13 protein-coding genes are annotated in these 14604 nt (G+C 67.1%); 1 reads left to right on the plus strand and 12 read right to left on the minus strand.

From position 1 onward, the window contains the following. Nucleotides 1-102: 102 nt before the first annotated feature. From mtnA to ligA, 5 genes are all read right to left on the minus strand, one after another. Nucleotides 103-1167, minus strand: coding sequence for an S-methyl-5-thioribose-1-phosphate isomerase (mtnA, locus tag MG068_RS13390; RefSeq protein ID WP_132810451.1), 1065 nt, complete (start codon nt 1165-1167; stop codon nt 103-105). A gap of 47 nt (nt 1168-1214) precedes the next feature. Continuing rightward, entirely contained in the window at nt 1215-1943 is a 729-nt protein-coding gene (locus MG068_RS13395) for a DUF3011 domain-containing protein (RefSeq protein ID WP_087923014.1), read from the minus strand. A 142-nt stretch (nt 1944-2085) separates the two neighbouring features. Next, entirely contained in the window at nt 2086-3042 is a 957-nt protein-coding gene (gene epmA, locus MG068_RS13400) for an EF-P lysine aminoacylase EpmA (RefSeq protein ID WP_132810452.1), read from the minus strand. Continuing rightward, entirely contained in the window at nt 3039-3524 is a 486-nt protein-coding gene (locus tag MG068_RS13405) for a GNAT family N-acetyltransferase (protein WP_032127684.1), read from the minus strand. Before MG068_RS13405 ends, epmA begins: the two co-directional genes overlap by 4 nt. A 49-nt stretch (nt 3525-3573) precedes the next feature. After that, on the minus strand, nt 3574-6045 hold the full coding sequence (gene ligA, locus MG068_RS13410; RefSeq protein WP_206138719.1) for an NAD-dependent DNA ligase LigA: 2472 nt from the start codon (nt 6043-6045) through the stop codon (nt 3574-3576). A 364-nt stretch (nt 6046-6409) separates the two neighbouring features. On the opposite strand from ligA, the gene MG068_RS13415 reads away from it, so the two are divergent. Continuing rightward, nucleotides 6410-7534 (plus strand): pyridoxal phosphate-dependent aminotransferase, encoded by a 1125-nt coding sequence (locus MG068_RS13415; protein ID WP_132810454.1) that lies wholly within the window; start codon nt 6410-6412, stop codon nt 7532-7534. Between the two features lie 141 nt (nt 7535-7675). Here the strand turns inward: MG068_RS13415 and zipA are convergent, their stop codons facing one another. The 7 genes from zipA to MG068_RS13450 all read right to left on the minus strand — a co-directional run bounded on the left by zipA (nt 7676) and on the right by MG068_RS13450 (nt 14579). Next, nucleotides 7676-8413: a cell division protein ZipA gene (zipA, locus tag MG068_RS13420; RefSeq protein WP_006376490.1), complete on the minus strand. Its 738-nt coding sequence runs from the start codon at nt 8411-8413 to the stop codon at nt 7676-7678. A gap of 46 nt (nt 8414-8459) precedes the next feature. Continuing rightward, complete coding sequence (gene smc, locus MG068_RS13425) at nt 8460-11963, minus strand: chromosome segregation protein SMC (RefSeq protein WP_132810455.1); 3504 nt, start codon at nt 11961-11963, stop codon at nt 8460-8462. Between the two features lie 259 nt (nt 11964-12222). Further along, entirely contained in the window at nt 12223-12672 is a 450-nt protein-coding gene (gene rplI / locus MG068_RS13430) for a 50S ribosomal protein L9 (protein ID WP_005410227.1), read from the minus strand. Nucleotides 12673-12777: 105 nt separating this feature from the next. Then, nucleotides 12778-13008, minus strand: a complete 231-nt coding sequence (gene rpsR, locus MG068_RS13435) for a 30S ribosomal protein S18 (protein WP_002804494.1) — start codon at nt 13006-13008, stop codon at nt 12778-12780. Nucleotides 13009-13019: 11 nt separating this feature from the next. After that, a complete protein-coding gene (rpsF, locus tag MG068_RS13440; RefSeq protein WP_005410228.1) occupies nt 13020-13457 on the minus strand; it encodes a 30S ribosomal protein S6 in 438 nt (145 codons plus the stop codon). A 162-nt stretch (nt 13458-13619) separates the two neighbouring features. Then, entirely contained in the window at nt 13620-14162 is a 543-nt protein-coding gene (locus MG068_RS13445; RefSeq protein WP_132810456.1) for a CbrC family protein, read from the minus strand. Between the two features lie 78 nt (nt 14163-14240). Continuing rightward, on the minus strand, nt 14241-14579 hold the full coding sequence (locus tag MG068_RS13450) for a HesB/IscA family protein (RefSeq protein WP_006376495.1): 339 nt from the start codon (nt 14577-14579) through the stop codon (nt 14241-14243). Nucleotides 14580-14604: the final 25 nt, after the last annotated feature.

The following is a 14604-nucleotide window of genomic DNA, read 5'->3' on the forward strand; positions in this document are numbered from 1 at the left end:
CTTTACGGGTATTTTACCTGCACAAATCAGGAACTTAGGGGGTTGCCGGCCCGCGGCCGGCACCACCGGGGCGGAGGTCACGCGGCCCCTCCCCCCCGCGCGTCAGCCGCCGAAGGCGGCGCGCATGTTCTCCGGGGTCGGGTTCAGGATCACGCCGCGCTCGGTCACGATGGCATCGATCAGTTCACCCGGGGTGACGTCGAACACCGGGTTCCAGGCGGCGATGCCTTCGGCCACGGTGCGGGTGCCGCCCACGCCGTACAGCTCGCCCGGGTCGCGCTGCTCGATCTCGATCTGGCTGCCATCCACGGTCTCCATGTCCACGGTCGAGGACGGCGCCACCACCATGAACTTGACCCCGTGGTGGCGAGCGGCGATGGCCAGCTGATAGGTGCCGATCTTGTTGGCGGTATCGCCGTTGGCGCAGATGCGGTCTGCACCGACGATCACCCACTGCACGGCGCCGGTCTTCATCAGGTGCGAGGCTGCCGAATCGGCGATCAGGGTGGCGTCGATGCCATCCTGCTGCAGTTCCCACACGGTCAGGCGTGCGCCCTGCAGCCACGGACGGGTCTCGCCGGCGAACACGCGGGCGATGCGGTGCTGGGCCATGCCGGCACGGATCACGCCCAGTGCCGTGCCGAAGCCGGCGGTGGCCAGCGAGCCGGTGTTGCAGTGGGTCAGCACGCCGCTGCCGGCCTCGATCAGGCCCGCGCCCAGCGCGCCCATGTGGCGGTTGGCGGCCAGGTCCTCCTCGGCAATGGCCTGCGCTTCGGCTTCCAGCAGAGCCTTCCAGTCGGCGCCGGCGACGTTCAGGCAGCGACGCATGCGCGCCAGCGCCCAGGCCAGATTGACGGCGGTCGGGCGCGATGCGTTCAGGCGCTGCAGCGCCGGTTCCAGCTGCTGCAGCGCGTGCGCACCGTCTGCAGCCTGCACGTCACGTGCGGCCAGCACCACGCCCCAGGCGGCGGCGATGCCGATGGCCGGCGCACCGCGCACGGTCAACGCGTGGATGGCCGCCGCCACTTCGTCACTGTCATGGCAGACCACATGCTCGACCAAGAACGGCAGCTTGCGCTGGTCCAGCAGTTGCAGGGCATCGCCGGTCCACAGGATCGGGCGGATATGGTCGTAACGGGCGTAGTCGATGTCGGAGGCAGTGTTCATGGGCCCATTGTAGGGCCACGCCCCGCGTGGTTGGAGCCTGCCCGGGCTCAATTCACCGAGAACTCGGCGCGGCAGCCACCGTCCACCCAGATGCCGTTGCGGCTCCAGCCCCAGGTACTGCCTTCCTCGCACGGCGTGCTGGACAACTGCTCGGTAACGACCGCGCCGACCGAAATGCTCGCCCCACAGAAGCGGCGCTTCTTCGACTTCGACTCGCAGGTCAGGCGGCGTGGCACGTCGACAAAACGGCCGTCCTCGTCAGCCACTTCGAAATCGCCCTGGCAACCGCGGCTGGTCCAGACTTCATTGCGCTTGTAGCCCCAGCCCTGCCCTTCGCGGCACGGCAGCACCGACAGCTGGCGCAACAGGCGCACCGGCGCCCCGTCCAGGCGCACCGGGCAACTCTGCGGGCGGCCATTGGATTCGCAGCGCACCACACGGCGGACCAGGCGCTTGCCTTCCGTTGCCGCAGGCGCTGCACCTTCCGCACGACGCGCACGGAACTCTGCGCGGCAGCCAAGGGTGACCCACACGCCACTGCGGTCGGTGCCCCATTCGCTGCCACGGATGCAACTGTTGCTGGACAACTGGCGCACAAGGTCGATGCCATTGCTGACGTCGATATCGCAATGCACCCAGCCCATGTCGCGCGATTCGCAGGTCACCACTTCGCCGTCATAGCCCGCCTGCTGGGCCGACGCCGATGACGGCAGCCAGGCACCCCAGAGCGCGATGGAGTACACCGGTGCAGCGACAACCGCAAACCACTTGACCAAAGCCTTCCCCAGCAGGAATGGATGAACTGCGTGCCAGTGTCCGGCATCTGCCGTGATAAGAGCATCATCCTGCTTGCCGAAGCAAGCGCGGAAACGCGGAATTCCGTTCAGCCTTCGATGTTCAGGAACGTGCGCACCGCGCTCACGCGTGGGCGAAGTCGTAAGCCAGCACATCGGCGATACGCGGCGTGCGGTTCATCGCCATCAACAACCGATCGACACCCACCGCCACGCCAGCGCAGGCAGGCATCGATGGCAACGCCGACAGCAGCGCCTCATCCACGGACGGTTGCACCTGGCCCCGCTCATGGCGTCGCTGCAGGTCACGCTGGAATCGCGCACGCTGTTCGTGCGCGTCGTTCAGTTCGTGATAGCCGTTGGCCAGTTCCACGGCCCCCAGATAAAGCTCGAAACGCTCGGCCAGCGGCGGCGTGCCGGCTCGAATGCGCGCCAGTGCGGCCTGGCTGGCAGGCCAATCATGGACCACGGTCATCACCGCGTCATCGAAATGCGGCTGGATATGATGGGTCATCAGCAGATCCAACCAGTCATCGCGGGTCAGCCCGACCGGGTCGATATGTACCTCGCCCAGCGCGCCACGCAACGCGGCCTCATCGGCATCGAACGGATCCACACCCACGTACTGCTGGAACAGCTCGCGGTAACTGAGCACACGCAGCGTCGCACTGCGCCCGACCAGGGCCAGCGCCTGGCCAACCAGCTCGGCGGTTTCCTGCACCAAGCGATGGTGGTCCCAACCGACCCGGTACCACTCCAGCATGGTGAATTCCGGATTGTGGCGGCCGCCCGCCTCGCCGTTGCGGAACACCCGGCCCAGTTCGTAACAGTCACCCACGCCCGCCGCCAGCAGGCGCTTGAGCGGATACTCCGGCGAGGTGCGCAGCCAGCGGCGGCGGCCACCGGCATCGACATGGCCGGTGAAATCGGTATGGAAGCTGTCGATGTTGGGCTCGGTGTTGCCGGCCACCGACAGGATCGGCGTCTCCACCTCCAGCACATCTCGATCGGCGAAGAAGCGGCGCACCAGCGCGTTGAGCGCGGCACGCTGCTGCAGCGCGCGCAGCAGGGCCTCGCTCACAGGATGCCCTCCGGGCGCGGATGATCCAGCGGCAGGGTCAGCAGATCGCGGGTGTCATCGATGTAGCCACTGGCCAGGTACAGGCGCCGGGCCAGTTCGTTGTGGTGGTTCACTTCCAGCCGCAGGCGGCTGACGCCACGCCCGCGAGCGCGCTGTTCGCAGATGGCCAGCGCCTGCTTGCCGCGGCCGCGGCCGCGCGCGCGGTGGCTCAGGTACAGCTCGTCCAGCAGCATGAAGTGGCCGCCCTGCTCCAGGCTGAAACCCATCGCGATCACTGCGTAGCCCACCACCTCGGCGGCCTCGTCCAGCCACAGCAGCACCTCGCCATTGCGCGGATCGGCCAGCAGCGCGTCCACGCCGCGACGCACGCGCGCGTCGTCGAAGTCGATCTTGTCTTCGGCATAGAACTCGCGCATCAACGCGATCAACAGTTCTTCGTCGGCACGGGTGGCCAGGCGGAAATCCAGCGGAGCGGTCTGCATCGGTGTTCCTTTGTGTTTCATGCCGGGCGCCAGGCACCCGGCGGGGTCATCATTCGTGTTCGGCGAGGTAGGCCAGCAGGCGGTCTTCGTCCCATACCGGCACGCCCAGCGACTGCGCCTTGTCCAGCTTGGAGCCGGCCTCGGTACCGGCCACCACGAAGCTGGTCTTCTTCGACACGCTGCCGGAGACCTTGGCACCCAGCGCTTCCAGGCGTTCCTTGGCGGCATCGCGGGTGAGCTGGGCCAGGGTGCCGGTGAGCACCACGGTCTGCCCATCCAGCGGGCCGGCCACGATCTCGGCCAGCGCCGGCGCCTTGGCCAGGATCTCCCGCATCGCGTTCTCGGCGGCCAACAGCATCGCACCGTGGCCATCAGCGTCCAGCCATTCGGCCAGACCGCGCGCGGTGTCATCGGGCAGACCGGCGTTGACGAACTGGCCATGCTCGGCGTCGAGCACCGCCTGTGCGCCGGGAAGCGCAGCCACCAGCTTTTCGGCGCGCAGGCGGGTGATGCCAGGGATCTCCGATTCGACCAGCAGCTGCGCCAGATCCAGCCCTTCGCGCAGCTTGGCACTGGGCGCATGCACATCGCTGATGCGCACCTGACCGACCTGCAGCAGGTCATCGATGGCCTGCTGGTTGCCCTGCTGCTCGAAGAAGTGGCCCAGCGAACGCGCCACTTCGCCACCGATGTCCGGCACACGCTTGAACAGCGGCCACGGCAGGTGACGGATCAGCTCCAGGTCACCGAACCACTGCGCCAGCGCCTTGGCGGTACTTTCGCCCACATGCTCGATGCCGAGCGCGAACAGCAGGCGCTCCAGCGTGGCCGCACGACTGGCGTCGATCGCCGCGATCAGGTTGTCGGCCCACTTGGTGGCGATCTTCTTCGTGTTCCATTCGAAGCTGGCCGGCTGCGCCAGCGCCTGCGCGCGCCAGCCCGGATCGTTGCCGTCCAGCTTGAGCACCGCATTGAGCACCGCACCACTGCCCTCGGCGGGAAGGTGCAGCTTCAGCGCCGCTGCCAGCGCCGACGGCTCCTCGGCGTCCAGCACCAGCTTCAGGTGCAGCAGCGTATCGCGGCTGAGCCGGTACAGGTCGGCCACGCTCTTGACGATGCCCGCGTCGACCAGGGTTTCGATGTACTTGTCACCCAGGCCATCGATATCCATCGCGCGACGCGAGGCGAAATGGGCGATGGCTTCCTTGCGCTGCGCCGGGCAGGACAGTTCGCCCGAGCAGCGCCATGCGGCAGCACCTTCCTCGCGCACGATTTCCGAGCCGCACACCGGGCAGCGCGTCGGCATCTGCCACGGCGTGGTGCCCGGCGGGCGGCGATCAAGGATGACGCTGACCACTTCCGGAATCACATCACCGGCGCGGCGCACGATCACGCTGTCACCCACGCGCACATCCAGGCGTGCGATCTGGTCGGCGTTGTGCAACGTGGCGTTGGACACGATCACGCCGGCCACCGCCACCGGTGCCAGCCGCGCGACCGGTGTGGCAGCACCGGTGCGGCCGATCTGGATCTCGATCGCCTCTACCGTAGTGCTCTGTTCCTGCGCCGGGAACTTGTGCGCGATGGCCCAGCGCGGCGCACGCGAAACGAAGCCCATGGCCTGCTGGCCAGCGCGGTCATCCAGCTTGTAGACCACGCCATCGATATCGAACGGCAGGCCATCGCGGCGCTCACCGATATCGCGGTAGTAGCCGAGCAGGCCGTCGGTGCCTTCCACCACCTTGCACAACTCGCTGACCGGGAAGCCCCAGGCACCGAGCTGGGCCAGTGTGCCCGAATGGGTGTCCGGCAGCTCGCCGCCCTGCACTTCGCCGGTGCCGTAGGCGAAGAAACTCAGCCTGCGCTGGGCACTGATCTTCGGGTCGAGCTGGCGCAGCGAACCGGCGGCGGCGTTGCGCGGGTTGGCCAGCACCTTGCCGCCCTGCAGGCGCGCACGTTCGTTGTAGGACTCGAAGTCGGCGCGGGCCATGTAGACCTCGCCACGCACCTCCAGCACATCCGGCCAGTCCTTGCCGTGCAGCCTCTTGGGAATATCACCGATCTCGCGCAGGTTGGCCGTCACGTCCTCGCCGGTACTGCCATCGCCGCGGGTCGCGCCGAGCACGAAATGCCCGTCTTCGTAGCGCAGGCTGATCGCCAGGCCGTCCATCTTCGGCTCGGCCGAGAAGCGCAGGCTGCGACGGCCCAGGCGCTCATCGATGCGGCGCACGAAGTCGGCCACTTCCTCATCGCTGAAGGCATTGGACAGCGACAGCATCGGCACCGCGTGGCGCACTTCCGGGAAGCGGCCGGAGGGGCGCGCACCGACCTGCTGGGTCGGGCTGTCGGCACGGGCCAGCTCCGGATGCTCGCGCTCCAGCGCTTCCAGCTCGCGCACCATCCGATCGTAGTCGACGTCGGTGATCTCCGGCGCGTCCAGCTCATGGTAGGCGCGGTTGGCCTGGGCGATCTGCCGGCGAAGGTCTTCGGCGCGTTCGGCGGGGCTGGGGCTCATCGGGATCCGGTGGTTCTGGGATGGCCGGGGATTCTACCGCGCCCGACCGTCAGGCCCTGTAACGCTCCCGCCTTTGTAGCGTCGAGCTTGCTCGACTGGTGCTCCCTCGCTCTGGCAGGTGCCAACCACTCCCCCACCCTGGTACGTGCCAACCACTCCCCAGCTCTGGTACGTGCCAACCACCTTCCCGCTCTGGTAGGTGCCGACCACCCTCCAGCTCTGGTAGGTGCCAACCACTCCCCAGCTCTGGTAGGTGCCAACCTTGGTTGGCACATCTACAGTCGAACATGGTTCGACTCCGCAGAAAAGCAGCTTGCCGTCCACGCCCACCAGCGCTAGCGTGCGACGGTTGCCCCTCGGAATCCCACCCGTGCCCCTGCCCGCTTCCCGTCGACGCTTCTTGCAACTGGCCGGTGCTGGCCTCGCCGTCGCCGGCACCGGCCTACCGCAGCTCGGCCATGCCCAACCCGCGACAGCCGCCGCCCCAGCCCCTGCCGAAGGCGCCGTACTACTGAACTTCAACGAATGCCCGTACGGCCCCTCGCCCGCCGCCCAGCAGGCGGCGCGCGACAGCATCGCCAGCTGCGGCCGCTACCGCTTCGCTCTGGCGGCACAGGTTCGCGATGCCTTCATCGAACAGGCGCGCATCCCGGCTGATCACGTGCGGCTGTATGCGGGTTCCAGCGAGCCGCTGAACCGCGCCGCCGTGCTATGGACCGGCCCGCAGGCGGGGCTGGTAGTGGCCGACCCGACCTTCGAGACGCTGGGCGAGGTCGCCGCCGCACACGGTGCACACGTGCAGAAAGTGCCGCTGCGCGAGGACGGTGCACACGACCTGCGTGCGATGGTCGCCGCCGCACACGCACGCCCGACCGGGCTGCTGTATGTGTGCAACCCGAACAACCCGACCGGCTCGATCAGCCCACCGGATGAGCTCGCCTGGCTGCTGGCCCACAAGCCCGCTTCCACCCGCGTGCTGTTGGACGAGGCGTATCTGCAGTACAGCGAACAGCCGAGCCTGATCGCGCAGGTGGCGCGGCGCGATGACCTGATCGTGTTGCGCACGTTCTCCAAGCTATATGGCATGGCCGGCCTGCGCCTGGGCGTGGCGGCCGCACATCCCGACCGCCTGCGCGAACTGGCCAGCCTCGGCGACAACCCGCTGCCGGTGCCGGCGCTGGCGGCGGCACTGGCCAGCCTGCGCGATCCGCAGTTGATTCCGCAGCGCCGCCTGCAGAATGCCAAGGTGCGCCAGGCCACCATCGCGTGGCTGGGCAAGCGTGGTTTCAGCTGCGTGCCGTCGGAAGCGAACTGCTTCATGGTCGACGTGCAACGCGATGGCAGCGCGTTCGCCAAGGCGATGGCGGACAACGGCGTGGTGATCGGACGCAGCTGGCCGATCTGGCCACAGCGCGTGCGCGTGACCGTCGGCACCGAAGAAGAAATGGCCGCGTTCCGCCATGCGTTCGCGAAGGTGGCCGGCGTACCGGCCTGACCCTGTTGGTGGGGGCGAACCTTGGTTCGCCCCATCCACGCATGGCGTGGATCTACTGTTGTGGGTGCCGACCGTTGGTCGGGGTGGGTGCCGACCGTTGGTCGGGGTGGGTGCCGACCGTTGGTCGGCACGCCATGGCGCTTACCAGCGCGGGGTCTTGGTCAGCGGCGGGGCCTGGTGCTGCCGGTCGTAGGCGCGCAGCTCGTCACGGATGTGTGCGATGCGCTGGCGGCCCAGGGCATTGCGGCTGTCATCCAGCACCACGCCATCCAGCAGTTCAGCCATGCGCTGCACCGTCGGCAGCATCTTCTCCCAGGCGTCCAGCGCGGTCAGCGGCGCCGGCAGGGTCAGGAAGAAGGCGATGGCCGGGGTTTCCATGGCACGGATGTTGGCCATGTCGAAGCTGCCCGGCTTCATGATGCTGGCCATCGAGAAAATCGGGCCGCGCTCGGGGTGACCTTCCACCAGGCGGTGGAACACGTTCATGTGGCCGAACACCAGGCCGGTCTTCTCGGCCGCCACCACGATGTCTTCGCCACGCAGCTGCTCGCCGGCCCGGGCAGCCACGAACAAGGAGACGATCTTGTCGAAATCCTGGGTGGCGCGCTTGCCGAGATCACTGGCGCCCGGGTCGGTTTCGCCCAGACCAAGTTCGGCCTGCTCGCCTTCCGTGCCCATGCCCGGTTCGACGCGGCCATCGGCCACGGCGACGCCGTCTTCGCCCAGTACCGGTTCGCGGCGCTCGCCGCTGGTCGGTTCCGCGCCTTCCACGCGGCGCCCCTGGGGCTTCTTTTTCGGACGGCCAAACAGGAAGATCGCGGCGATCAACAGCAGGCCGGCGGCCAGGATGCCGATGCGCAACAGTGCCGTGTCGGACATTCGATAGGTTCTCCGGCTAGTTCATTCAGGTAACTAGGATGGCACGTCAGGCCGCGCCCGCCAATCGCGCGGCTTCTTCCAGGTCCACGCTGACCAGGCGGCTGACGCCCGGCTCGCGCATGGTCACGCCCGACAGCTGGTGCGCGGCCTCCATCGTCGCTTTGTTGTGGCTGACGAACAGGAACTGCACCTTTTCGCTCATTTCCTTGACCATGTTGGCCAAGCGGCCGACGTTGGCTTCGTCCAGCGGCGCGTCCACCTCGTCCAGCAGGCAGAACGGCGCGGGGTTGAGCTGGAAGATGGCGAACACCAGCGCCACCGCGGTCATCGCCTTCTCGCCGCCGGACAGCAGCGAGATGCTGGACACGCGCTTGCCCGGCGGACGCGCCATGATGGTCACACCGGTGTCGAGCAGGTCTTCACCGGTCAGTTCCAGGTAGGCGTGGCCGCCACCGAACAGGCGCGGGTACAGCGCCTGCACGCCAGCGTTGACACGATCGAAGGTGTCCTTGAAACGACCGCGGGTCTCGCGGTCGATCTTGCGGATCGCATCTTCCAGGGTTTCCAGCGCGGTGGTCAGGTCGGTGTGCTGCGAATCCAGGTAGTCCGAACGCTGCGAAGCCTCGCCGTACTCGTGGATGGCGGCCAGGTTGACCGGCTCCAGCCGGCGCATGCGGCCATCGATCTGGTGCACGGCCTGCTCCCAGTCACCCAGGCGGGCGTCCTCGGGCAGTGCATTGAGCACGTCCTGCAGCACGAACCCGGCCTTCTCTACCGCGCCCTGCAGGGTATCCGCGCTGAGCACCAGCGCCTGCTGGTCCAGCTTGCGCTGCGAAATACGCTCGCGCTGGGCCAGCGCCTGTTCGTCACGCTGGTGACGGGTCTGCTCGTAATTGCGCAGCTCGGCGTCGATGCCGTCCAGCAGCGTGCGCGCCTCGGTCAGCACGCGATCGGCCCGCACACGCTCTTCCAGTGCGTTCTGGTGCTCGGCCTGCAGCGACTCGACCGGCGAATCACCTTCGTCCAGCTGCGAATGCAGTTCGCCCAGTCGCGAATCCAACTGCCCGCGCTGGGTACCCATGCGTTCCAGCGCCTGGCTCAGTGAAGCCAGCTGCGCCCGCTGCGATTCCAGGGTCAGCGCCAACGAGTGCGAGCGCTCGCGCACTGCTCGCGCGGCGTCTCTGGCCAGATCGCGGGCCTCGGTCAGCTGGCGGCGCTCGCCCTCCAGCCGCTGCCGGGTCGATTCCAGGTCGCCCATGCTGCTGACCGCGTTTTCCAGCCGCGAGCGCGCTTCACGCGCCTGCTCGTTATTGGCTTCCAGCGTTTCCTGCAGCTGCTTCAGTTCGCCTTCGATGCGGTCGATGCGCGTGCGCGCCGCCTCCACCTTGCCCTGCTGCCCCTGCAATTGGCCAGCCAGTTCAGAGACCGCACGATGGGCCTGGTACAGCGCACGCTGTGCGTCTTCGCGCTGCTGCTCGGCAGCCTGCAACTGCTCACGGAAACCAGAAAGCTGCTCTTCCAGCTCGGCCTCGCGGTCCTGCAGCTGCTCGATCTGCTCGCGCAGCTCGTTGATCTCGCGCTCGCGCAGCAGCGCGCCCTGCTGGGCAGCACCGGAGCGCGATACGCGCAGCCAGCCCTGGCCCAGGCGCTCGCCGCTCTGGGTGATGATCGAATCGCCTTCCGGAAGAGTGCCCTGCAACACCTTCGCCTCGGACAAGTCCTTGGCTGCGTGCAGGTGTGCCAGCAGTCGACGGATCGCGGCCGGGCCACGCACGCGAGCCGCCAGCGAGGTCGGCGCGACCTTCAGGTCCGCGCCATCGTTGGCGACCAGTGCGATGTGGCCCTCGCCAAGTTCGCCGAGCGCATCGACCAGGCTGGCCGGATCATCAACCAGCACGCCTTCGATCAATTGGCCCAGCGCACTTTCCACCGCGTTTTCCCAGCCGGCATCCACGTCCAGGCGTTCGCCGACACGCGCTGCCGAATCCAGCCCACGCGCCTTCAGCCACGCCACGGCAGCGCCCTGCTCCTGGCCCAGCGCGGCCTGCTGCAGGGTTTCCAGCGAGGCAAGGCGACCGCGCAGGCCGTTGGCCTGCTTGCGCAGTTCGGCCAGTTCGTTCTGGCCATTGCGCTGCTGTTCCTGCACGGCCGCCACGCCCTGCTTGCGCAGCTCGACGTCTTCGCTCAATTCATCCAGCGCAGTCTTCTGCGTGTCGTGCTGCAGGTGCAGCTGCTCGAAGGCTTCTTCCAACGCGTCCACGTCCAGGCCGGCGCGCTCGGCGGCCAGGGCCTCGCGACGCCGGTCAGCGTCGAGGATCTGCTTGTCCAGGTAGTCCACGCGCGTGCGCTCGACATCGCCGGCGCGCGACGCCTCCGAACTCTGCGAGGTGTGCTGCTCCCAGCGCTGCTGCCAGCTGGCCAGCCGGTCCTCGGCCTCGCGCAGGCTTTCCTGCTTGATCTCGTTCTCTTCCTGCAGTTCTTCCAGCTGCGGGGTGGCGGCCTCGACCGCCTCGCGCAGCACCTTCAGCTTGGCCTCATCACCACTGATGTGCTGGCCCAGTTCCGCCAACGCCTGGCGGGTCTCGTCGCGCGCCTTGTGCAGGCGCTGCGACAGTTCGCGCTGGTGCTGGATCTGCTGTTCCACGCGCGCCAGCGTGCTGCCAACCTGGTAAACCGCAGCCTGCGCAGTGTTGAGCGCATCGGCGGCCTCTTCGCGTCGAACGCGCGAGGTCTCGATGCGGGCCTCGGCGTCACGCTGGTCGGCGATCAGCTGCTGCAGCTTCGTCTCTTCCTGCGACAGCCCTTCGCGGAGCTTGGACAGGCGACCGTCCAACCCGCGGAACTCCAGGGCCTTCCACTCGGCATCCTTGACCCGGCGCTCTTCCTGCAGGGCCCGGTACTGCTCGGCCTGCTTGGCCTGGCGCTTGAGGTGCTCGAGCTGCTTGCTGATCTCGTCACGCAGGTCGCCCAGCCGGTCCAGGTTCTCGCGGGTGTGGCGGATGCGGGTCTCGGTCTCCTTGCGGCGCTCCTTGTACTTGGAGATGCCGGCCGCCTCTTCCAGGTACACGCGCAGGTCTTCCGGGCGCGCCTCGATGATCTGGCTGATCATGCCCTGTTCGATGATCGAGTAGCTGCGCGGGCCCAGACCGGTGCCGAGGAACAGGTCGGTGATGTCGCGCCGGCGGCATTTGGTGCCGTTGAGGTAATAGTTGCTGGTGCCGTCGCGGCTGACGGTGCGCTTGACCGAGATTTCGTTGAACGAGGCGTACTCGCCCGAAATCGTGTGGTCCGAGTTGTCGAAGATCAGCTCGACGGTGGCCTGCGACACCGGCTTGCGGGCATTGGAACCGGAGAAGATCACGTCGGTCAGCGAGTCGCCGCGCAGGCGGCTGGCCGAGCTCTCGCCCATGACCCAGCGCACGGCGTCGATGATGTTCGACTTGCCGCAGCCATTGGGTCCCACCACGCCGGTCATGTTGGTCGGCAGGTGCAGGGTGGTCGGATCGACGAACGACTTGAAGCCGGACAGCTTGATCGTGGAAAGACGCATAGGGGTTCCGGACTGGGGCCGGCAAGCGGCCTGCGTTTACCCTCCAAGTCATTGATCCTGCTGGGATCGATGCCCGTGGAACGGGTGTGACGCCCTGAGTATACCGATGTGGCCGTGTTCTACGAATGGGCGTGGAACATTGTCCAGCCCTGCCTCGTCGGCCGGACGTCGCTCGACACCCCGAACCGGAGCCATAAAACAAAACGGGCACCCTTGCGGGCGCCCGTTCTGCGGTGATTCCAGGCCTTGCGGCGTGGGATCAGGCTTCGGCGACGACGACGACCTTGACGGTGGTCTCGACGTCGGCGTGCAGGTGGACCAGCACGTCGTATTCGCCGATGTTGCGGAAGGCGCCTTCGCCCAGGATGACTTCGCTCTTTTCCAGCGGCAGGCCGGCGGCGGTGAAGGCCTCGGCGATGTCGCGCGGGCCAACCGAGCCGTACAGCTTGCCTTCGGTCGAAGCGTTGGCGGCGATGGTCACGCTCGCGCCTTCCAGCTTGGCCTTGCGGCCTTCGGCGTCAGCGTGGATGGCCTGGGCCTTGGCTTCGTATTCGGCGCGCTTGGCTTCGAACTCGGCCTTGTTGCTCTCGGTGGCCGGCACGGCCTTGCCCTGCGGCACGAGGAAGTTACGGCCGTAGCCCGGCTTCACGTCGACCAGGTCGCCCAGGTTGCCGAGGTTGGTGACTTTCTGCAGGAGGATCAGCTGCATGGTATTGCTCCAGATAAGTTATTCGTTAGCGAGGCGATGCCCCGCAACAAAGGCTGTCCGAATAGCTGGCACAGCGGGGGCGGCACCGGGCCGCCCCGCCGGGCATCAGACGTCGTGGTTGTCGGTGTACGGGATCAGGGCCAGGAAGCGAGCGCGCTTGACGGCGGTCGCCAGCTGACGCTGGTACTTCGACTTGGTACCGGTGACGCGGCTCGGCACGATCTTGCCGTTCTCGGTCAGGTACTGGCGCAGGGTGTTGAGATCCTTGTAGTCGATCTCCTTCACACCTTCAGCAGTGAACTTGCAGAACTTGCGGCGACGGAAGAACTTGGACATGGGAAGGCTCCTTAGGCGGCGGAAGCGGCGTCGTCGCCGGCTTCGTTGTCAGCGGTGTTGTTGGACTCGCCTTCTTCGTCGTCACGACGACGGCGCTCACCGCGCTCCGGCTTGTCACCCTTCTCGTCCTTGCTCTTCATGATCAGCGACTGCTCGGTGTCAGCCTCGTCACGCTTGATGACCAGGTTGCGCAGCACGGCGTCGTTGAAGCGGAAGCTTTCGGTCAGTTCGTTCAGAACGGCCTGGTCGGCTTCGATGTTCATCAGCACGTAGTGGGCCTTCACCAGGTTCTGGATCGGGTACGCCAGCTGGCGGCGGCCCCAGTCTTCCAGACGGTGGATGGTGCCGTTGCCGTTCTCGACCAGCGACTTGTAGCGCTCGATCATGGCCGGGACCTGCTCGCTCTGGTCCGGGTGGACCATGAACACGATTTCGTAATGACGACTCATGTTTTTTTTCTACCTTTCGGATGTGGCCTTGCGGCCGGACAGCCCCCCGCCGTTGATACCGCGGTGGGGCAAGGATTCCCGCCGGGGAGGCAGGAAGCCGCGCATTATGGCGCAGATGGGGGTGCCGGGCAACCGGCGGGCCACAGGGCAACCTGAACCGGGCTACCCCAGATCCACATGAAGGCGGTGCTGGCCGCATTCCAGGCACTGGAACAGGCAGCCGACCATCATCCCGTCCCGGCTCAGGTGCGCCAGCACCCAGTCGGCGTCGCGTGGATTGACTGCCGCCACATCTGGCCGGACCTGGTCGAGGATGGGCAGCAGATCTTCGCTGCCGGCGTAACCGAGGAAGGCGCAGGGCCGCTCACAATGGCTCAGCCAGACCGATTGCTGCCAGGACGAGTAGCCCGGGGTGCGCTCGCAGATCTCCAGCAGCAGCTCGCGGGCGATGGTCGGCGGCGGATCGGCCGGATCCGGGGATACCCCCTCGATATCGCTCCAGCCGGTGAATTCACCCTCGTAACTGGCCACTGCCCTGCCATCGGCAATGCACCAGGGGCACAGGTAATCGGGGCTCAGAACGGAGTAGAACGGCCCCCGGTAGCGCAGTGTGCGCGGCTGACCGCAGCAGTCGCAGACCCCGTCGACCTCTTCGAAGGAGAGGGCGTAGGCGTTGGGGTGATAAATGAAAAGCGGTCGTTCCATCCGTGGATCCCTTCCCCGCCGACCAAGGTCGGCATCTACCAGCGCCCGGCCATGCCCGGCGGACGCCAGAACCAGCCCTCAGGCCTTGTCGGCGTCGGTGGTGAAGCTTTCGCCGCAGCCACACTCGGCGGTGGCGTTCGGGTTGCTGAACGTGAACGTTTCGCTCAGGCCGTGCTTGCCGAAGTCGATCACGGTGCCGTCCACCAGCGCCAGGCTCTTGGCGTCGACGTAGATCTTCACGCCGTCCTGGTCGAACACGGTATCGCCCTCGCGCTCGTCGCGGGCCAGGTCGGTGATGTGACCCCAGCCCGAGCAACCGGTCTTGGTCACGCCGAAACGCAGGCCCAGCGCGCCGGGGGTCTGGGCGACAAAGCGCTGCACGCGCTCGAAGGCAATGGGGGTCAGGCTGACGGCCATGGGGCTACTCCAGAGGTACGGGGAC

The organism is Stenotrophomonas sp. ASS1, from assembly GCF_004346925.1.
GTDB lineage: Bacteria > Pseudomonadota > Gammaproteobacteria > Xanthomonadales > Xanthomonadaceae > Stenotrophomonas > Stenotrophomonas maltophilia_A.

Excerpts from the sequence above, each read along its gene's own strand:
- mtnA (WP_132810451.1), bottom strand. The coding sequence starts at position 1,167 with ATGAACACTGCCTCCGACATCGACTACGCCCGTTACGACCATATCCGC.
- MG068_RS13405 (WP_032127684.1), bottom strand. The coding sequence starts at position 3,524 with ATGCAGACCGCTCCGCTGGATTTCCGCCTGGCCACCCGTGCCGACGAA.
- zipA (WP_006376490.1), bottom strand. The coding sequence starts at position 8,413 with ATGTCCGACACGGCACTGTTGCGCATCGGCATCCTGGCCGCCGGCCTG.
- smc (WP_132810455.1), bottom strand. The coding sequence starts at position 11,963 with ATGCGTCTTTCCACGATCAAGCTGTCCGGCTTCAAGTCGTTCGTCGAT.
- rplI (WP_005410227.1), bottom strand. The coding sequence starts at position 12,672 with ATGCAGCTGATCCTCCTGCAGAAAGTCACCAACCTCGGCAACCTGGGC.
- rpsR (WP_002804494.1), bottom strand. The coding sequence starts at position 13,008 with ATGTCCAAGTTCTTCCGTCGCCGCAAGTTCTGCAAGTTCACTGCTGAA.
- rpsF (WP_005410228.1), bottom strand. The coding sequence starts at position 13,457 with ATGAGTCGTCATTACGAAATCGTGTTCATGGTCCACCCGGACCAGAGC.
- MG068_RS13445 (WP_132810456.1), bottom strand. The coding sequence starts at position 14,162 with ATGGAACGACCGCTTTTCATTTATCACCCCAACGCCTACGCCCTCTCC.
- MG068_RS13450 (WP_006376495.1), bottom strand. The coding sequence starts at position 14,579 with ATGGCCGTCAGCCTGACCCCCATTGCCTTCGAGCGCGTGCAGCGCTTT.